Annotated in this window: 19 protein-coding genes and 2 tRNA genes; 14 read left to right on the forward strand and 7 right to left on the reverse strand. The window is 70.9% G+C overall.

The features are described 5' to 3' along the window. Window positions 1-3: 3 nt before the first annotated feature. Window positions 4-1,461, forward strand: a complete 1,458-nt coding sequence (locus ACQP2O_RS09400; RefSeq protein WP_433181836.1) for a hypothetical protein — start codon at window positions 4-6, stop codon at window positions 1,459-1,461. Between the two features lie 5 nt (window positions 1,462-1,466). After that, window positions 1,467-1,895 carry a nuclear transport factor 2 family protein gene (locus ACQP2O_RS09405; protein WP_433181838.1) on the forward strand — a complete coding sequence of 143 codons (429 nt, stop codon included), beginning with the start codon at window positions 1,467-1,469 and terminating at the stop codon, window positions 1,893-1,895. A gap of 60 nt (window positions 1,896-1,955) precedes the next feature. On the opposite strand, the gene ACQP2O_RS09410 is transcribed toward ACQP2O_RS09405, so the two are convergent. From ACQP2O_RS09410 to ACQP2O_RS09420, 3 genes are all read right to left on the reverse strand, one after another. Beyond that, window positions 1,956-2,369, reverse strand: a complete 414-nt coding sequence (locus tag ACQP2O_RS09410) for a hypothetical protein (RefSeq protein WP_433181840.1) — start codon at window positions 2,367-2,369, stop codon at window positions 1,956-1,958. Continuing rightward, window positions 2,366-2,575, reverse strand: a complete 210-nt coding sequence (locus ACQP2O_RS09415) for a hypothetical protein (RefSeq protein ID WP_433181841.1) — start codon at window positions 2,573-2,575, stop codon at window positions 2,366-2,368. The genes ACQP2O_RS09410 and ACQP2O_RS09415 overlap by 4 nt, the downstream gene beginning before the upstream one ends. A gap of 102 nt (window positions 2,576-2,677) precedes the next feature. Beyond that, complete coding sequence (locus ACQP2O_RS09420; RefSeq protein ID WP_433181843.1) at window positions 2,678-4,192, reverse strand: P-loop ATPase, Sll1717 family; 1,515 nt, start codon at window positions 4,190-4,192, stop codon at window positions 2,678-2,680. A 213-nt stretch (window positions 4,193-4,405) separates the two neighbouring features. Between ACQP2O_RS09420 and ACQP2O_RS09425 the strand changes: the two genes are divergently transcribed. Then, on the forward strand, window positions 4,406-5,035 hold the full coding sequence (locus ACQP2O_RS09425) for a GAP family protein (protein WP_433181845.1): 630 nt from the start codon (window positions 4,406-4,408) through the stop codon (window positions 5,033-5,035). Here the strand turns inward: ACQP2O_RS09425 and ACQP2O_RS09430 are convergent. Both ACQP2O_RS09430 and ACQP2O_RS09435 read right to left on the reverse strand, forming a co-directional pair. After that, window positions 5,028-5,567: an NUDIX hydrolase gene (locus ACQP2O_RS09430; protein WP_433181847.1), complete on the reverse strand. Its 540-nt coding sequence runs from the start codon at window positions 5,565-5,567 to the stop codon at window positions 5,028-5,030. The two genes, ACQP2O_RS09425 and ACQP2O_RS09430, sit on opposite strands and share 8 nt — an antisense overlap. Before the next feature lie 130 nt (window positions 5,568-5,697). Next, window positions 5,698-7,005 (reverse strand): zinc-dependent metalloprotease, encoded by a 1,308-nt coding sequence (locus ACQP2O_RS09435; protein WP_433181849.1) that lies wholly within the window; start codon window positions 7,003-7,005, stop codon window positions 5,698-5,700. A gap of 89 nt (window positions 7,006-7,094) precedes the next feature. Between ACQP2O_RS09435 and ACQP2O_RS09440 the strand changes: the two genes are divergently transcribed. The 4 genes from ACQP2O_RS09440 (at window position 7,095) to ACQP2O_RS09455 (ending at window position 10,075) form a co-directional block, all read left to right on the forward strand. Beyond that, a complete protein-coding gene (locus ACQP2O_RS09440) occupies window positions 7,095-8,180 on the forward strand; it encodes an NAD-dependent epimerase/dehydratase family protein (RefSeq protein WP_433181851.1) in 1,086 nt (361 codons plus the stop codon). Between the two features lie 153 nt (window positions 8,181-8,333). Next, window positions 8,334-8,756 carry a molybdenum cofactor biosynthesis protein MoaE gene (locus tag ACQP2O_RS09445; RefSeq protein ID WP_433181853.1) on the forward strand — a complete coding sequence of 141 codons (423 nt, stop codon included), beginning with the start codon at window positions 8,334-8,336 and terminating at the stop codon, window positions 8,754-8,756. Between the two features lie 64 nt (window positions 8,757-8,820). Next, window positions 8,821-9,012, forward strand: coding sequence for a hypothetical protein (locus ACQP2O_RS09450; RefSeq protein WP_433181855.1), 192 nt, complete (start codon window positions 8,821-8,823; stop codon window positions 9,010-9,012). Between the two features lie 10 nt (window positions 9,013-9,022). Next, window positions 9,023-10,075, forward strand: a complete 1,053-nt coding sequence (locus ACQP2O_RS09455; protein ID WP_433181856.1) for a YlbL family protein — start codon at window positions 9,023-9,025, stop codon at window positions 10,073-10,075. Between the two features lie 14 nt (window positions 10,076-10,089). Here the strand turns inward: ACQP2O_RS09455 and ACQP2O_RS09460 are convergent, their stop codons facing one another. Then, on the reverse strand, window positions 10,090-10,590 hold the full coding sequence (locus tag ACQP2O_RS09460) for a PPA1309 family protein (protein WP_433181858.1): 501 nt from the start codon (window positions 10,588-10,590) through the stop codon (window positions 10,090-10,092). A 118-nt stretch (window positions 10,591-10,708) separates the two neighbouring features. Here ACQP2O_RS09460 and ACQP2O_RS09465 point away from each other — a divergent pair, with 118 nt between their 5' ends. The 3 genes from ACQP2O_RS09465 to ACQP2O_RS09475 all read left to right on the forward strand — a co-directional run bounded on the left by ACQP2O_RS09465 (window position 10,709) and on the right by ACQP2O_RS09475 (window position 14,504). After that, on the forward strand, window positions 10,709-13,627 hold the full coding sequence (locus tag ACQP2O_RS09465; protein ID WP_433181860.1) for a UPF0182 family membrane protein: 2,919 nt from the start codon (window positions 10,709-10,711) through the stop codon (window positions 13,625-13,627). A 72-nt stretch (window positions 13,628-13,699) separates the two neighbouring features. Further along, window positions 13,700-13,776 (forward strand) — tRNA-Met (locus tag ACQP2O_RS09470). An 86-nt stretch (window positions 13,777-13,862) separates the two neighbouring features. Then, on the forward strand, window positions 13,863-14,504 hold the full coding sequence (locus ACQP2O_RS09475; protein ID WP_433181862.1) for a hypothetical protein: 642 nt from the start codon (window positions 13,863-13,865) through the stop codon (window positions 14,502-14,504). Window positions 14,505-14,509: 5 nt separating this feature from the next. Here the strand turns inward: ACQP2O_RS09475 and ACQP2O_RS09480 are convergent, their stop codons facing one another. Then, complete coding sequence (locus tag ACQP2O_RS09480; protein ID WP_433181864.1) at window positions 14,510-15,010, reverse strand: hypothetical protein; 501 nt, start codon at window positions 15,008-15,010, stop codon at window positions 14,510-14,512. Window positions 15,011-15,341: 331 nt separating this feature from the next. Between ACQP2O_RS09480 and ACQP2O_RS09485 the strand changes: the two genes are divergently transcribed. The 4 genes from ACQP2O_RS09485 to ACQP2O_RS09500 all read left to right on the forward strand — a co-directional run bounded on the left by ACQP2O_RS09485 (window position 15,342) and on the right by ACQP2O_RS09500 (window position 18,274). Further along, window positions 15,342-15,418, forward strand: a tRNA-Met gene (locus ACQP2O_RS09485). 455 nt (window positions 15,419-15,873) lie between these two features. After that, window positions 15,874-16,719 (forward strand): class I SAM-dependent methyltransferase, encoded by an 846-nt coding sequence (locus ACQP2O_RS09490; protein ID WP_433181866.1) that lies wholly within the window; start codon window positions 15,874-15,876, stop codon window positions 16,717-16,719. A 38-nt stretch (window positions 16,720-16,757) separates the two neighbouring features. Continuing rightward, window positions 16,758-17,114: a DUF488 domain-containing protein gene (locus tag ACQP2O_RS09495; RefSeq protein ID WP_433181868.1), complete on the forward strand. Its 357-nt coding sequence runs from the start codon at window positions 16,758-16,760 to the stop codon at window positions 17,112-17,114. Window positions 17,115-17,218: 104 nt separating this feature from the next. Further along, entirely contained in the window at window positions 17,219-18,274 is a 1,056-nt protein-coding gene (locus ACQP2O_RS09500; protein ID WP_433181869.1) for a tetratricopeptide repeat protein, read from the forward strand. Window positions 18,275-18,409 lie beyond the last annotated feature (135 nt).

An 18,409-nucleotide genomic window follows, 5' to 3' on the forward strand; every position in this document is an offset into this window, starting at 1 on the left:
CCGATGCGCGACCGCCCGGCCGAGGGCCGTGATCCGGTGGCCGCCCTGGCCGAAGAGATCGTGGACCTGTTCACCGCCGACGGATACCGGTTCGCGGAAGGCCCGGAGCTCGAGGCCGAATGGTTCAATTTCGACGCCCTCAACATGGACGCCGACCATCCCAGCCGTGGCACCGCCAAGGCGTTCCCCATCGAGGGCCCCAGCGGGCGATCGGGCCTGGTGTTGCGGGGCCACACCTCGCCGGTGCAGGTACGGGAGATGCTCACTCGCCCGGTGCCCCTCCGCATGGTCACGGTCGGACGCGTCTTCCGCCCGGATCCTCTGGATGCCACGCACAGTCCGGTCTTCCACCAGGCCGAGGTCCTCGCCGTCGCCGAGGACCTGGGAATGGACGACCTGCGCGACACGCTCGGCCGGTTCGCCACGGCCATGTTCGGGCGGCGGGCACCGGTCCGGTTACGCCCGCACCGATTCGCCTACACCGACCCCTCGGCCGAGGCGGACGTGCGCTGCCCGGCCTGTCAGGGCAGGGCGTGCGAGCTGTGCGGAGACGGCTGGGTCGAGTGGGCCGGCTGCGGCATGGTCCACCCCCGCGTGCTGGTCACCTGCGGAATCGACCCGCGCCGCTACACCGGATTGGCCTTCGGCGCCGGGGTCGAGCGCACGCTCATGCTCCGCCATGGGCTGAACGACATCCGGGACGTCATCGGACACGACGGCTCCCACCCGGCTAACCGGCCACCTCCACGCCGTCGGGTTCCAGACTCGTCGGGGCCAGCGTCACCGTTCCGGCGACGTCAAGCGACCGCACACGCACTCACGGCCGCCGGCTGGGCCGAAACACGGACCGACCCGTTTCTGGACCCGGCGATATGGGACACGTTCGGCCTGCCGCAGGACGACCCGCGCCGCGCTCAGCTCCACGTCACCAACCCGCTCGACGGCCGGCCCTCCGCGCTACGCACCTCGCTGTTGCCCGGAGTGCTCATCGCCCTGCGAACCCGGACCCGGCACGCGTCCGGGGAACTGCGGCTCTTCGAACAGGGAACGGTGTTCCTCTCCCCGCCCGCGGGCCTTCGTCCGCAGCCGCCGACGCCGCCGACCGGCGGGCCGCCCTCGCCAGAGCGGTTGGCGGCTCTTCGCGCGGCGATCCCTGCTCAACCTTGCCGACTCGCGGCGGCCCTGACAGGTGCCGGGCACTGGCAGGCCATCATTCCCGTCATTCAGGCCGTGGGCCGGCAGTGGGACGTCTCGCTCCGGCCGGAGCGCGGACCCCGCGGCGGCACTCCGCCCTGGCGCGACGGGCGGTGGGCCTGCGTCGTCTCCGGCGGAACACCGGTCGGCGAGGCGGGGGAACTGGATCCTGCGGTCCTGCGCCGCCTTAGCTTCCCCGACGGAGTCGCCGCCCTCACGCTCGACCTCGACGCCATGAATCGCCTCAACGGCGAAGAAAGGACTTGATCGGTATGACTCCCACCGACCTCGCCAACACCTACCTCGATGCCCTGACCCGCTCGGACCTGCCCGCCGTCCTGGCCCTGTTCCGTCCCGGCGCGACGGTGCATTCGCCGTTGTACGGACCGATCCCCGCCACCGACTTCTATCCGGCGCTCTTCGCCGACACCGGCCGGGCCAAGCTCGATCTCCTCGGCGTGACCGAAGGCGCCACGAGGGACGGTGGCCCGCTGATCACCATCTGGTTCCAATTCGACTGGCGGCTGTCCTCAGGACAACCTGCCGACTTCGAGTGCGTTGACGTCCTGGAGTTGGCCGACGACGGCCGGATCGCGGCCCTCCACATCATCTACGACACCGTCACCGCGCGCCCGGCCTTCGAGGCGGAGAAAGGCGAAGGCAGTTCATGGCGTCCTCCAGCGCTCCCCGACCGGCGGTGACGGCGCCGCCGGCAGGGCGGCAAGGCGGTCATCGCCTTGCCGCCTTAGCGGTCACGTGGCTCAGTAGCGGAGGTCGGCCGTAGTGGTCCGACGGCAGGACGCCGTCCACCGGCTCGGTGCCGAACTGGAGACGTACGAGCGACTGCGTCGGCCACGGACCGACGAGAACATCGCCGCCAGCGCCCGAACACCGCGTCTTTCGGGGCCGGTCTTCGACGGCACGTCGTTCTGCTCACCGGCCGTCTCCTGTTCGGATGGAGCGGTCTCGGGTCTGCTGTTCGCGGCGGCCGCGCCGCGCCGGCTGTCGGCGCGGGAGGGAAGGCCTTCCTCGCCGGGGTGGTCCGGCGGCGGTGGTGGACGCCGGTCGGCGGCGGGCTTGTCCTCGATGTTCTCGGTGTTCGCATCAGAGCCGGCGTTGATCCGGTCAATGCCCACCGGCCGCCCCAACCAGAGCGGTATGCGGCTTGCCATCATTTCGTTGACTCCTTGCCGTCGTAATGGACGTGCAGATGTCCGGAGGCGCCGGATTTCGGAGTCCATAACGGCGGCAAGGAGTCAACAGCGGCGGCGATGTCGTCCGGCTCGGTGCCGATGACCTCGCAGTGCACCGGGTGGCCGGCGCCGCCGCGCCGGGGCCGGGCGGAGAACACATGGTCGATCCGGTGGTCGGGCCACAGCACGGGTGCGCCCCGGAGTTGGCGCGTGCCCAGGTGTACTCGGGGCCACGCGGTTCCTTGTCGCAGAGGTCGGCGAAACCGGGATCATCACCGCACTGCGGAGCTCTAATCGCCGTCGCGGCGCTGGACGCCGAGGTAGGCGCGGAACATCGGGTGCACCTGGAAACGCTGCACCGCGGCGAGGTTGAGGTGTTGCACCTGGTGGACGCCGATGAACGCCCCCTGGCCGCCGACCGCGTCGGCGTCACCGACGGGCTGGGCGGTGAGGAAACCCGTCTGCCAGAGGATCTCGATCAGGCCGTCCGGGTCGCAGAGCGGCAGCCAGGAGGAAGCGCCGTTCGTCGGGATCTCGCCCAGGACCAGCTCCAGGCACAACAGCTGCAGCTCTTCCCGTTCGAAGGCGTGGTCCCGCCCGCGGAACACCTCGAACACGCCGAGCAGGCCCGGGTACTGGAAGCGGTACTCCGCGGCGATGTCCTTGGCGCGCTCCTCGGAGTAGCCGCGCTCGGCCCACCGGATCGTCTCGTACGGCAGCGGGAGGGTCGGCGTACGGTCCCGGGCGACCTCGAGCACCGTCGTGCAGAACTCGATGATCTCGCGTGGCCGGTAGAGGGTGCGGTCGGCGACATAGCGGAACGAGCTGTCCACCGGCGCTCCGGGAAGTGGGGCGAACACCGCGTTCCAGCACGTCAGGTCGTCGGTGCGGTCGAGGACCTGCGCGTCGTAGCCCATCTCCCGCGCGGAGTACCGGATGCGCTTGGCGATGAGTTCGAGGAGGGAGTCCTCTCTCCACCGGATCGTCTCGAGCAGGTCCCGGTACTTCTGCGCGTCCTCGTACAGGGCCGGGATGTCGTCGTACAGCTCCCGCCGCAGGGAGATGTACACCGACAGGTTCCGGTGCAGCGCGTTGACGGAGACGCAGGCCTGGAACAGCCCGGACACGAACGCCTTGGCGTCCTCGGAGGAGTCCCAGCCGCGGTCCAGCTCGTCGACCACGATCGTGACGCGCTGTTTGTCGAGGACCTTCCTCAGCGCGGGCAGCAGGGAGTTGATCTCCTCGAGCTTGTAGAGCCGGTCCAGCTCCCGGGTCTTCGCGCCGGCCTCGATGGGGCCGAGCTTGATGTTCTCCAGCCGTTTGAGGTACGAGACGAGGACGGACAGCCGGCCCATCTGGACGTTGGCGTGGTTGTTGCGGATGTATCCGTGGATCTCCGCGCCTGCCCCCTTCGCCAGCCTCATGCCCTTCCGGGCGATCTCCTTCATGACCAGGACGTAGAGGAGGTACTTCCAGGCGGCGGCGTACGCGCCGTGCTTGGCCCACGACCCGGCGTTCTCGGCGGCCATCGTCGAGCTGAGCAGTTCGTACGAGTAATCCTCCGGGGACAGCTCGATGACCCGGTTGCCCGCGGTGCGCTCGCGCTTGGCGAGCACCTGGAAGATGGCGCTCTTTCCCGACCCGCGGTTGCCGAGCAGCACCGTCTTGGCGCCGGAGTGGACGCGGTGGTACGCGGCGGACTCGACGAAGCACTTCTCCAGGCCGCGCCCGATGTCGCGCTCGGCGGACGGCGCGCCGAAGTCGAGGCCGTCGAGGATCTTGGGGGACAGGACCAGCCGCGCCATGACTCCTCCACCGCCCGAGGACATCACTGGAGATCTTCGCACGGGCGGACGTGCGTGAGGAGAGTGACATTTCCCCGCGTACGCCCCGGAACCTCGGCGATCCGGTCGCAAGGGGAGGCGGCGCGGCCGGGGTGAGCCGCCCGCACGAAGGGTAGGCCTGTTCCCGACGGCATGGGCGGCCCTGGGACGAGGCGGAACGACGTTCCGGAGACCATGAACATTCACGTCCTGCCCCTTGCGATCACCATGATGGCGGGGCCGCAGATCATCTCGGCGATCATCTTCGTGACGGCCGGGAGGCCGATCCGGCTGTCGCTGGCGTTCCTGGCCGGGGTGCTGGCGGCGACGGTGGCCGGGGTGGCCGTCATGCGAGGGGTCGCCGAGCTGCTGGGATCCGCGGTCTCGATGGGCGGCCCGCACCACAAGGGCGGGGCCGGCCGGATCATCGAGCTGATCCTCGTCCTTCTCCTGCTCCTGCTGGTGGTGAAGAACTACCTGGGGCGCGCGACCGCCGAGCCGCCGCGCTGGCTCACGACCCTGCTGACGGCGACGCCGCTGCGGGCCCTGGCGACCGGGCTGCTCGTGATCCTCGCGATGCCCTCCGACCTCATCGTCCTGCTGACCGTCGGGCTCGAGCTGAAGCGGAGCAACGCGGGCCTGGTCGACGCGGTGCCGTTCGTGGCGGCCACCCTTCTGATCGCCGCGCTGCCCCTGCTGGCCTATCTCGTCTTCCGCCGCCGCGCGGAACACGCCATGCCGAAGGTCCGCGACTGGCTGAACTCCCACAGCTGGCTGGTCAACGTGATCGCCTGCTTCATCTTCATCGCGCTGATCCTCAGCTGATGCCCTGCCGACGGGCATGGGTGACCAGGCGGCGCAGGGCGTCGTCGGTATCGTCGGGGAGCGCGTCGACCGGGAACCAGCGCAGGTCGTCGGACTCCTCGCTGATCCGCTCCCGGGCGCCGGCGGGGGCGACGACGATGTACTGCACGTCGAGGTGGTACGACCCGCCGTGGCACCAGACCCGGTGCCGGTCGAGGTGCACCGGGCCGGGGAGCAGGCGCAGACCATCGATGCCCGACTCCTCGGTCGCCTCGCGCAGCGCGGCGCCTGGGAGGGTGGTGTCCTGCGGTTCGCAGTGGCCGCCCAGCTGCAGCCACAGGCCCGCCTTGGGGTGCAGGGTCAGCAGCACGCGCTCGCCGGGCGGGTCGACGACGATCGTGCTGGCCGTCAGGTGGCCGGGGACGCACTCGCGCCACATGGCGTTCTCGTGCGCCGACAGGTGCGCGAGGAAGTCCGCGCGCAGCAGGTCCTGCTCGGCGTCGGGCGCGTCCCAGTCCGACAGCGCGCGTACGGCGTCGGCGTGCAGTGTCATCGTCACCTCAGACGTAGGCGTGCGTTGTCGTCGGACGTCCGTACGCACCTCACGCGTCGGCGTCCAGGGGGCGCACCAGCGCGCCGCCGAGGCCGCCGAAGGGTATGCCGCGGCCGTCCGGTTCAGGCGGTCAGTCGCGGGATCCGGGGGAGTCCTCGCCGGAGCCGTCGGAGTCGTCGTCCTCCCGCTCGGTGAACTGGGAGATGTCGAAGTCGGCGCCCTTGCCCTCGACGAACGCCTGAGGGTTCTCCAGGTCGTCGGCGGTGGGCAGCAGGTCCGGGTGCGCCCACACGGCGTCGCGCCCGTCGTTGCCGCGCGCCTCGCCCAGGGCCCTCCACAGGGCGGCCGCCTCCCGCAGCCGCCGGGGCCGCAGCTCCAGGCCGACGAGCGTCGCGAACGTGCGCTCGGCCGGACCACCGGTGGCGCGGCGGCGGCGGACGGCCTCGCCGAGCTTGTCGGCGGACGGCAGCCGGCCGGCCGCGGCGGCCGTGACGACGGTGTCGACCCAGCCCTCGACCAGCGCCAGCGCGGTCTCCAGGCGGGACAGCGCGGCCTTCTGCTGCGGCGTCTCCTCCGGGGTGAGCGCGAGCTCGCCGCCGAGCGCCTCCTGCAGGGCCTCGGGGTTGGTCAGGTCGGCCCCGGAGATGGCCTCCTCGATCTTGGACAGGTCCACGGTGATGCCGCGCGCGTAGTCCTCGACCGCGCCGAGCAGGTGGGCGCGCAGCCACGGGACGTGCCCGAACAGCCGCTGGTGGGCCGCCTCGCGCAGCGCCAGGTAGACGCGCACCTCGTCGGCGCTGACCTCCAGGCCCTCACCGAACGCCGCGACCCCGGACGGCAGCAGCGCGCCGACGCCTTCGGGCGCCAGCGGCAGCCCGACGTCGGCCGAGCCGACGACCTCCAGGGCCAGCCCGCCGAGCGCCTGCCCGGCCTGCCCGCCGACCATCGCGCCGGACATCTGCCGCATCATGCCGACGAGCGGGCCGGCCACGGCCTTCATCTCCTCGGGCATCGCGTCGCCCATCGAGTCGACCATCCGCGCGGCGATCGGGTCGCAGACCTTCGACCACACCGGCAGGGTGTTCTCGATCCACTCCGACCGGCTCCACGCCTGCGGGTTACGGATGCCCGCCGGGAGGGTGGTCGCCTCGTCCAGCCAGAGGTCGGCCAGCCGCAGCGCCTCGACGACCGCACGGCGCTCGGCGTCGACCACCGAGGGGTCGCCGCGCTCGACGACCGCGTGCCGGGCGACGTCCTTGGCCAAGTCCCAGTTCAGCGGGCCGGTGCTCGCCGACTGACCGGACAGCATGTCGGCGAACTGGTGGAGCATGGCGGCGAAATCCTGCATGCCACCCGCGCCGAAGGGGTCCTGGTTTCCGGGATTGTTCTCATCGCCGGGCTCTCCCGGGCGGTTGAACCCGAAGGGGATGTCGCTCACAGGCTCGACCTCAGGCAGGATGAATGGGTCACAACCTTCACGTTAGCCGGTCGACGGCCGGGGGTGTGCGTTAGGAGGACTCGCTCGACTTGAGTACACGAGAGGTTCGCCCACGGCGTAGTACGGGGCCGGTCGTCGCCGTCACGGGAGCGGCCGACGGCATCGGACGTGCCCTGGTCGCCCGGCTGGCGGACTCGGGGGACATCAAGAAGGTCGTCGGGCTCGACGACCACCGGGGAGACGTGTCCGGGATCACGTGGCGCGTGGTCGACATCCGCGATCCCCAGCTCGCCAACCGGATCTCCGACGTCGACGTGATCGTCCACCTCGACATGGACCTGTCCCCAGACACCGATCACCGCGAGCGCCGCGCGTACAACGTCCGCGGCGCGCAGACCGTGATCACCGCCGCGGCGGCCGTCCGGGTCCGCCGGGTGATCGTCGTGACCAGCGCCATGGTGTACGGCGCGCAGGCCGACAACGTGGTGCCGCTCCCAGAGGACTCCCCGCTCGCCGCCGAGCCCGACGACGGGATCGTCGGCGACTTCCTGGAGATCGAGGATCTCGCGGCGATGGCGCCGGTGGCGCACCCCGGCATGACCGTCACGGTCCTGCGGCCCGCCGCGCTGGTCGGTCCCGGCATCGACACCGTGGTGACCCGGCACTTCGAGGCGCCGCGCCTGCTCACCGTGAAGGGCACCGCCCAGCGCTGGCAGTTCTGCCACATCGACGACCTGGTCAGCGCGCTCGAGCTCGCGATCACCGGGGACATCGGCGGCCGCCTCGCGGTCGGCTCCGAAGGCTGGCTCGAACAGGACGACGTCGAGCAGGTCACCGGGCGGCGGCGGTTCGAGCTCCCGGCGGCGATCACCTTCGGCACCGCGCAGCGGCTGCACCGCATCGGCGTCACCCCGGCGCCGGCCACCGACCTGCACTACGTCGTCTACCCCTGGGTGGCCGACTGCGCGACGCTGCGAGCGGCGGGCTGGAAACCGGCGTACGACAACGCCGAGGCGCTGACGGCGCTGCTGGAGGAGGTCGCCGGACGGCACGCGGTGGTCGGACGCCGGCTGGCCCGCAAGGAGGCCACGATGGCCACGGCCGCGGGCGCGACGGTCGCCGTCATCGGCACCGCGGCGATCGTCCGGCGCGCCCGCCGGAAGCGCCGAAGCTAGCCCCGTCGAGAAGGTCGAGATCTCAGCCGTCGCATCTGCCATGGGCGGCGGCTGAAAGCCCTCGCGGATGCGGCCGGAACGGCGCGCTCGCCCTCGTGGTTCCGGCCCGCGGGCCCCCCGGCCGACTCCCGGCCAGCGGGTACCGTTCGTCACGTGGACGTCATCCGGCTCGCCGAACTCCGTGATACCCCGCTGTCCGTCGACGAGGTGCTCGCCGCCGTCGCCGACTCGGGCGCGGGCGGCACGGCGCTGTTCGTCGGCACCGTACGCGATGAGGATCATCGGCGCGCGGTGGCCGGGCTGTCGTACTCCGCACATCCGAGCGCCGTCGACGTGCTGCGCACGGTGCTGGAGAAGGTCGCCGCGGAGTTCCCCCTGCGCGCGATCGCCGCGGTGCACCGGGTCGGCGACCTGGAGATCGGCGATCTCGCCGTCGTCGTGGCCGCCGCCTGCCCGCACCGCGCCGAGGCGTTCGCGGCCTGCCGGATGCTCATCGACGACCTCAAGGCCCAGGTTCCCATCTGGAAGCATCAGCTCTTCACGGATGGGGGCGACGAATGGGTCGGAGCTGAATGACCTGCGCCGGAGCGGCGCGGCGCGGGTTACCCTGGGTACAACGCTTCGTACCGAGGTGACGCGCATGTCCATTCTGGCGTGGTGGGCCATCCCGGTGGCCGTGGCTCTGCTCACGGGTGCCGTGCTGACCCTGCGGGGGCGCCGGCTGCCAGTGCGGAGGTCGTTCGAGGAGATCGAACACTTCCAGCGGTTCCGCGACGCCATGGAACGGCCGGGTAGCCGGACCAGGCGACGGAGGCCTCGCTCGACCGCGTAGGCTTCCGGGCATGTCCCGCCGTGCTGCCACTCTGGTCGTCGCGAGCCTTTTCATCCTCCTGCTGGGTTTGGCCGCGGCGCTCATGCCCGTCCCGTACGTCGCGCTCCGTCCCGGGCCGACCTCGGACACGCTGGGCAAACTCGGCAAGGCGCCGCTGATCCAGATCACGGGCGCCAAGACCTACCCGACCGAGGGGCACCTGAACTTCGTCACGGTGGCCTACCAGGGCGGTCCCGGCAACCGCATCGACCTGCTCACCGCGCTGCGCGGCTGGCTCGACCCGGACGTCTCCGTCGTCCCCGAGGAGACGATCTTCCCGAAGAACGTCTCCACCAAGAAGGTCGAGCAGGAGAACACCCAGGAGATGACGAACTCCCAGGAGTCCGCCACCGCCGCCGCGATGCACGAGCTGCACCTGCCGACGACCGTCTCCGTCCTGGTCGACTCCGTGCAGAAGGGTCTGCCGGCGGACGGCCGGCTCCGGCCGGGCGACCAGATCACCGCGATCGACGGCACGAAGATCAAGGACATCGCCGGGGTCACCGCGACCGTCGGCGCCCGCAAGCCGGGCCAGACCGTGAAGTTCACCGTCAAGCGGGACGGCAAGGAGACCGAGATCCCCGTCACCACGGTCGCCTCGCCGGAGAAGACGGGCAAGGCCGTCGTCGGCGTCATCCTGCGGGAGAAGTACCAGTTCCCCGTCACCGTGAAGATCAGCGTCGGTGACGTCGGCGGCCCCAGCGCCGGGCTGATGTTCTCGCTCGGCATCTACGACAAGCTGACGCCCCAGGACATCACCGGCGGCAAGTTCATCGCCGGCACGGGGACGATCACGCCGGAGGGCCAGGTCGGGCCGATCGGCGGGATCCAGCAGAAGATGGTCGCCGCCCGCAACGCCGGGGCCACGATCTTCCTCACCCCCACGCAGAACTGCGCGGACGCCGTCGCCGCCAAGCCCAAGGGCCTGCGGCTGGTCCGGGTGGACACCATGGACGGCGCCCTGCAGGCCCTGACCGCCCTGCGGACCGGCCAGGGGGCCATCCCCGCCTGCCCCGCCAAGTAGGCGGGCGCACCCCCTCAGGTCAGGGTCGAGGCCAGGGTGTCCGCCAGGCCGGGGGCGAGCTCCGGACCGGTCAGCACCTCGTCGTCGCTGTCGTGCCCGCGCAGCCGCATGGCCGAGTGACGGGAGCCGTCGCGCAGCACGCCCACGACGAGCCGTACGTCCTCGCGGCCGGGATGCTTGGCGGCCCAGGCCACCGGGTCGTCGTCCGGGACCTCATCCTCGGCGCCCTCCGGCAGCAGGATGCGTTCGAGGATCAGCACACAGCCGGCGACCTGTTCTGGCCACTCGATGCCGTGGAGGACGTCCTCCATCGGCCGGTCGAGGGGCAGGTCGGGCTGTTCGAGGGCCGCGATGCCGTCGGGCTCGTCCGGGACGCCGAGCTGACGGGCGAGCTCCGGCTCGGTCCGGTTGAGCTCGGGGGCCTCCACCAGGGCGTACAGCCGGGGCGGGGCGTCCCAGCCGGCGACGGCGGCGTGCCGTTCGAGATCGCGCACTACCTCTTCCAGTCGGGTCATCCGCCCATTTTTTCACCCTTGCCGGCCCGCTTTCGGCCACAGGCGTACAGCCGGGCGCGGGAACCCGGACCGGCCTCGGTAAGTTGCCCTCAGAGACACCCGGCGAAGGGAAGTGGCCGTGACCTTCCGAAGCCCCGGCTTTGGCGGCCGGATCCGCGTGGGCCGATCACGGCTGCTGCTGCGCGTGATCGTGATCCTGGCGATCCTCGTCGCGCTCTTCTTCGCGTTCACCGCGATCTGGACCGACGTGCTGTGGTACCGCTCCGTCGGCTTCTCCTCGGTGTACACCAAGCAGCTCACGACGCGCCTCACACTGTTCCTGTGCGCCGGTGTGCTGATGATCCTCATCCTGGGCGTCAACATCGTCATCGCCTACCGGGTGCGCCCCCCGTACCGGCCCGTTTCGGTGGAGCAGCAGGGCCTCGACCGGTACCGCGCGGCGCTCGACCCCCACCGCCGGCTGATCGTCGCCGGGGTGCTGACGCTGGCCGGCCTGCTCGCCGGGTCGTCGCTGGCCGGTCAGTGGCGCACCTGGCTGGCGTTCCTGAACCGGCGGCCGTTCCACATCAAGGACCCGCAGTTCCACAAGGACATCTCGTTCTTTGTCTTCACCTACCCGCTGCTGCGGCTGGTGCTCGGCTTCCTGTTCGCCGCGGTGATCCTGGCGTTCGTCGCGGCGCTGATCGTGCACTACCTGTACGGCGGACTGCGGCTCCAGGGGCCGGGGGAGCGGGTCGGCACGGCGGCGCGGGCCCACCTGTCGGTGCTGTTCGGCGTCTTCGTGCTGCTGAAGGCCGTCGCGTACTGGTTCGACCGATGGGGCCTGGCCGACTCCCAGCGCGGGGTCGTCACCGGCCCGTCGTACACCGACGTCAACGCCGTGCTGCCGGCCAAGACGATCCTCGCGGTGATCGCGCTGATCTGCGCGCTGATGTTCTTCGCCACCCTCGTCCGGCGCGGCGCCATGCTGCCCGGCATGGCGTTCGGCCTGCTCGTGCTGTCGGCCATCCTCATCGGCGGCGTCTACCCGCTGCTGATCCAGACCTTCCAGGTCAAGCCGAACGAGGTCGACAAGGAGTCGAAGTACATCGGCCGCAACATCGTCGCCACTCGCCAGGCGTACGGCGTGGGGAAGACCCAGGTCACCGACTACGTGCCGAGCACCAAGCTGTCGCCGGAACAGGCGAAGCAGGAGACCTCGACCCTGCCCAACGTGCGCCTGCTCGACCCCGCCGTCGTCTCGCCGACCTACCAGCAGCTGCAGCAGATCAAGGGCTTCTACAAGTTCCCCAACCCGCTCGACATCGACCGGTACCCGGGCGACGGCGGCGCCCTGCGCGACACCGTCGTCGCGGTACGGGAGATCGATGGACCGCCGTCCGGGCAGGTCAACTGGATCAACAGCCACCTCGTCTACACGCACGGGTACGGCTTCGTCGCCGCGCCCGGCAACCAGGTCGACGTCCAGGGCGCGCCGGTCTTCACCGAGAAGGACATCCCGCCGACCGGGACGCTGGGCGTCACCCAGCCGCGCGTCTACTTCGGCGAGCGCTCGCCCGGCTACTCCATCGTCGGCGGTGCCGGTCAGCGGGAGCTGGACTACCCCAACGACAAGAGCCCCACCGGGCAGACCAACACCTCCTACGACGGCAAGGGCGGCGTCCCGATCGGCTCGCTGTTCAACCGGACGCTGTACGCCCTGCGGTTCAAGGAGAAGAACCTCCTGCTGTCCGGCGCGATCAACTCGCAGTCGCGCATCCTGTACGACCGCACGCCCCGCGAGCGCGTGCAGAAGGCCGCGCCGTGGCTGAAGGTCGACGGCAACCCCTACCCCGCCGTCGTCGGCGGGAAGATCGTGTGGATCGTCGACGGCTACACCACCGCCTCGGAGTACCCCTACTCGGAGCGCACCAGCCTCGACGAGGCGACCCGGGACACCAACACCCAGAGCCGCGTGTCGGTCGCGGCCCAGGCCGGGGACCGCATCAACTACATGCGCAACTCGGTGAAGGCCACCGTCGACGCGTACGACGGCACGGTGACGCTCTACGCCTGGGACCGGACCGACCCGGTGCTCCAGACCTGGATGAAGGCCTTCCCCGGCACCGTGCAGCCGCAGTCGGCCATCCCGGCCGACCTGCTGCCGCACCTGCGGTACCCGGAGGACCTGTTCAAGGTCCAGCGCGGCATCCTCGCCCGTTACCACGTCGAGAACCCGCAGGCGTTCTACGGCGGCGGCGACTTCTGGCAGATCCCCAACGACCCGACGAGCGACGGCACCGTCGAGCCGCCGTACTACCTGAGCGTCAAGATGCCCGGCCAGAACGCCCCCGGCTTCTCGCTGACCTCGACGTTCACCCCGAAGGGCAAGGTCACCAACCTCACCGCGTTCATGGCCGTGGACAGCGTGCCGACCAGCCCGACGTACGGGCAGATCCGCATCCTCCAGGTGCCGCGCAGCCAGGTGACTCCCGGCCCGGAGCAGGTCCAGAACACCTTCGAGAACAACCCGACGGTGTCGCAGCAGCTGACCCTGCTGCGCGGGCCCGGCTCGAAGACGGTGAGCGGCAACCTGCTGACGCTGCCGTTCGGCGGCGGCTTCCTGTACGTCGAACCCGTCTACCTGCAGGCCAACGCCGGGGCCGGCGCCTACCCGCTGCTGAAACGCGTCCTCGTCTCGTACGGCAACGACATCGGCTTCGGCGCCACGCTCCAGGACGCGCTGAGCCAGGTGCTCGGCGGCGGCGCGGCGGCACCGACCGGCGGACCGCCGCTGCAGTCCAGCGCGGACATCCGCGCGGCGATCGAGGCGGCCAACCGGGCGTACGCCGACGCACAGACCGCCCTGACCAAGGGCGACTGGACGTCGTACGGCGAGGCGCAGAAGCGGCTCAAGGCGGCGCTGGACGAGCTGGCCCGGCTGCAGAAGCAGAGCAGCGCCAAACCGGCGCCGACGACCCCACCCGCCACACCGAAGCCGACGGGCCCGGCCACCCCGCCCGCGGCGCCCACACCCACCCCGAAGCCGACCCGGTGAACGGCGGTCGACGGCGGGGGAACGGTATCGATTTGCACGCCGCTCACGGGACCCATAGAGTTAAGCCATCGCCGCGGGGTGGAGCAGCTCGGTAGCTCGCTGGGCTCATAACCCAGAGGTCGCAGGTTCAAATCCTGCCCCCGCTACCAGGCCAAGGGGCCCGGAGGATCATCCTCCGGGCCCCTTGTTCATTGATCAGCTTGCGCCTCCCCGGGCCGGGCCGGAGGCTTGAGTCATGGTCTCTCGGCTGCGCTCGCTCACCGACGTCTCGCCCGCCGCGTGGATCGAAGAGGGGACCGGCGACTTCGACTCCGGCGTGCACGCCCTGCTCCCCGGAGGGTTCGAGGCGTACGCGCGGTTGCCGCATCCCACGGAGTCCGCGGACGGGCGGATGCTGCGCTGGAGCGAGGTGGCGGAGCGATCGGGGAGCGTCGTCGGCTCCCGGACGCGGTTCACGGACATCGCCGGCCCGGAGGACGAAGAGCCCTGGGCGGGGTCGTTCCCCGCGGCGCTGCTGCCGGTCCTCTGCGAGATCCTGGCGGCGCACACGACCACGCCGCAGGAGTGCTACTTCGGCCTGTGGGACGGCTGGGGCTGGCTCGACGCCGACGGCCCGAAGATCCACCTGCCGGGACGCGACTACCTGCTGTTCGCGGGCCCGCTCGACGCCGCGACGGAGATGGGGGACCGAGGCGACGGTTACTTCTTTCCCCAGTCCCCGAACCTCTTCTGGCCGCGGGACCGGGCCTGGTGCGTGGCGACCGACGTCGACCTGGACGCCACCTATGTGGGCGGATCCGCCCGCCTGGCCGAGGACCTGACGGGCGGAGCACGCATCGAGGCGCTATCGGCCGAGCTGTCCGATCCGCTCGGCTGACCGCGTCACTTCTTCTTGCAGGCCCCGATGTAGACGGTCTTGCTCTGGGAGCGGACGTTCTTGGACGGCGGCGTGTACCCGGCGGGGAAGACGACCGTCCCGGCGGCGACGCCGGTGTAATTCTGCTTCTTGACGCAGCGGCGCGCGGCGTTCTGGCTGATCCTGTTCTTGCCGTAGGCCTTCTTCACGCCGCTCTTCTTGTATAGCGACTTCCCCTTGTACAGGGCCACCTGGATGGCCAGCCCCGACACCTTCTTGCTGCACGTGATGTCGGCCGTGACGTTCACGATGTCGCGGTTCTTCGCGGCCGCGTGGTGCGAGTAGTGGGGGTTGTGCGTCGTGATCTTGCAGGTGATCACGTCGGCCCGCAGCCCGGGTCCGGCCGCTCGGGTTGCGGTGATGGTGACGGTGGAGTCGGTCGTCGAGGCGTCGGCGGCGGCACTCATGGTCCCGACCAACGCCGTGGCGATACTGCCGGCCGCGATAACACGAAGAGCAAGCTTCACGAACCATTCCTTCGCTCGAGGGGTGACGAAAGCGCTCATATTAGGGTTTCACTCAGCTGCTTTTCTGTGACTTTTGAGGTTCTGTCGAGAATCGGCATCAATGGGCGGTCAGTCGGCGCTCGCCATCTCCGCGTATTCGCAGCCGGCCCCGTGCCGTGCCACTCAAAGGCGCCCGTCGTGCGGCCGGACCACCGTCACCACCGTCACCACGGTCGCGGCCGTCATCGGTGCGGCCGCCCACGTCGGAGCGGCCAGGGCGCGGTCATGCCGGCCGGTGGCGGCATATCGATTTGCGCAAGGACACGGATCCGCATACGGTTGGGACATCCGCCGCGGGGTGGAGCAGCTCGGTAGCTCGCTGGGCTCATAACCCAGAGGTCGCAGGTTCAAATCCTGCCCCCGCTACCAATGAGAGGCCCGGAGATTCATCTCTGGGCCTCTTTTTTCGTGCCCAACGCCATTCCCAGTGATTAGGCCTCCGGTCCCTGCTCGCGGGCTTTGATCTGGGGACCGTGGACTCTCGCGGCACCCGGCCGTGGCCTGGAAGTATCGACGATCAACGCTTCCTCACGCGGACCCGTTGCCGGCATCGCCGGCGCGGATCCGCAGAGCGGGAAGCGCTGATCCGCATGATCAAGTCCTGACTTCGACACCCCAACGGCGGATGAGCGGAACGCTCACCCGCTGTCCTTTCGGCGGCGCCGACCCCCGCGGCGCCGCCCCAGTGACGCCGTCCGCCCGACCGGCGGTCGTGCCGTCACCACGAACCCCGGCACCGGAACCCACCGGTGCCGGGGTTCGTCGTATCCGGGTGGCGCCCGAACGCCGATCTTCCCGCCTGCGACCGCGCCGAAGGAGGGCGGATGCCGGACCGTGAGAAGTCGAGGGTCGACCTCGACGGCGTCCCCGAGACGCTCCTGTGGAACCTCTATCAGCGCGCGACCGAGGCCAGGCGGCCGGACGCGGTCCTCCGTGATCCCAAGGCGGTCGAGCTCGTCGACTCCCTGGACTATCCCTTCGCGGACCGCTTCGGCACGGGGAGTCTCGGGCAGTGGCAGGCCCTGCGCGCCCGCTGCTTCGACGAGGAGGTCCGGCGGTTCCTGGCCGAACACCCCGGCGGGCAGGTGGTCGCGCTCGGTGAGGGGCTGGAGACGCAGTTCTGGCGGGTCGACGACGGCCGGGTCCGCTGGCTCACCGTCGACCTTCCCGAGACCGTCGAGCTGCGCACCCGCCTGTTCCCCGACGATCCGCCCCGCCGCCGGACCCTCGCCGGCTCGGCGCTGGACGACGAGTGGATGCCGCACGTGGACCCCGCCGAGGGCCTGCTCCTGTCCGCGCAGGGCCTCCTGATGTACTTCCAGCCCGACGAGGTCCACCGGCTCATCGCCCGATGCGCGGAGCGGTTCCCCGGCGCCACGATGGTGTTCGACGGCGTGCCGCCCTGGTTCAGCCGGCGCACGCTCAGCGGGCAGATGAAGACCGCGCAGGGCTACCAGGCGCCCCCGATGCCGTGGGCCGTGGACGCGGCCGAGAAGGCCAGGATCCGAGCCCTGCCGAACATCGCCGAACTCCGGGACCTCCGCCCTCCGCGCGGCCGCGGACCGCTGTACGGCGCCGTGTTCCCCGTGCTGAACCGCCTCCGCGCGGTCCGTGAGCTCGGCGTCACCGGCCTGCCCATCATGACCGCCCGCTTCGCCGCCTCGACGTGACGGCGCTCGAGTGCCCGGCCCGTGGGTAGGACCCGGGTGTGGGCGCGATAGAGATTCGCCGGGTGTACGAGGCGGAGGACGCGAAGGGCGCGGTCTTCCTCGTGGACCGGCTCTGGCCGCGCGGCGTGCGCAAGAGCGACCTCAAGCTCGACGGCTGGCCGCGCGACGTCGCGCCCTCGGACGATCTGCGCCGCTGGTTCGGGCACCGGCCCGAGCGCTTCACGGAGTTCGCCGAGCGCTACCGCCGCGAACTCGACGATCACCCCGACGCCGTACGCCCGCTGCTGGAGGCCGCCCGGCAGGGGCCGGTGACCCTCCTGTACTCCGCGCGCGACTCCGACCACAACCAGGCGGTCGTCCTCCGCGACCACCTCCGGGAGCAGCTCGGCCGGTGACCCGGCCCGGGGCCTGTACCGCCCCGGCACCGACGCGGAGTGGAAGATCTCCAGTGATATTTTCCGTTCATCTCCCAGCATTTCGCTGAAAGGGCGGTGAGTCGATGTCCGCGGAACCGACCGGTGAGGACTCGGATGAGGCTCTGGTCTCGGCGATCCTGGAGGCCGAACACGAGGCGCGGCTGGCCGAACTCATCCGCTCGCCGGAACAGGTCGAGGCACTACTCGAGCAGAACGCGCTGCGGCTCGACTTCGACCTGGTGCTGGACCTCAGCGGAGGGCTCGCGACGCTCGGCTCCCACGACACCGCGCAGCTCGTCGCCGTGAGCGCGTTCGCCGAGGGCGACGTCAAGCTCATGGCCGCCGGGAAGCTGGCGCTCGGCTGGATCGAGCTCTCGCGGGGCAGGCACCGCAAGGCCCTGGAGGAGGCCGACGGCGCGGTCGCGCTCGCGAACCCGGATCTCGACGTGGTCGCCGAGGCCGCCTACCTGCGCGGCGTCATCCTCGAGTCACGGGGGAAACGCGCGCAGGCGGCCGCGGAGTACGAGAAGGCGGCCGGCTGGCCACGGCCCAGGAGCGCGGGCCTGGCGGCGCTGTCCCTGGCGGAGATGCTGACCGACGCCGGCGACGACGAGCGGGCGGTCCAGGTGCTGGCCGTGGCGTTCGAGTGCGGGGTGGCGCACGTCGTGCCCCAGGCGGCCCTCCAACTGGCGCTCATCCGTGACCGTCTGGGCGACGTCGAGGGCTCGATCCCGCTGTACCGGGAGGCGATGGAGTCCGGCGTCCCGTCGGCGGCGCCCCGCGCCGCGTTCCACCTCGGCGAGATCCTCCTCGGGGCGGGGGACGCGGAGGGCGCCCGGGACGCCCTCGAGACGGCCTACGCCACGGGAGACCCGGAGTTCACCCCGAAGGCCGCGGTCAACCTCGGGATCATCTACATGGAGGCGAACCGGGTGCGCGAGGCGTTCGCGTGCTTCGAGACGGCCACCGGCTCACCGGACCGGAACGTCGCGGCGCTCGGACACTGCTACGTCGGCGTGGTCCTCGCCGACACCGACGCGGTCGCCGCGGAGCGCCACCTGCGCGCGGCGATGAAGCAGGGCGACCGTCAGGTCAAGGAGATGGCGTCGAACGTGCTGCGGCAGCTGAGGCAGCGCTGAGCCGCGCCGCCTCGTGGCCGCTGGGCCCCTGACGCCGGCCGCGATGCGTCACCGGCGCCGTATCCCCTGCCGGAACCGCCGACGGCGGCACACGAGGCGGGGACGTCCCAGGGGTGTCGGGCCGTCCCCGCCGTA

The organism is Actinoallomurus sp. CA-150999 (genome assembly GCF_050942425.1).
In the GTDB taxonomy this organism is placed as follows: domain Bacteria; phylum Actinomycetota; class Actinomycetes; order Streptosporangiales; family Streptosporangiaceae; genus Actinoallomurus.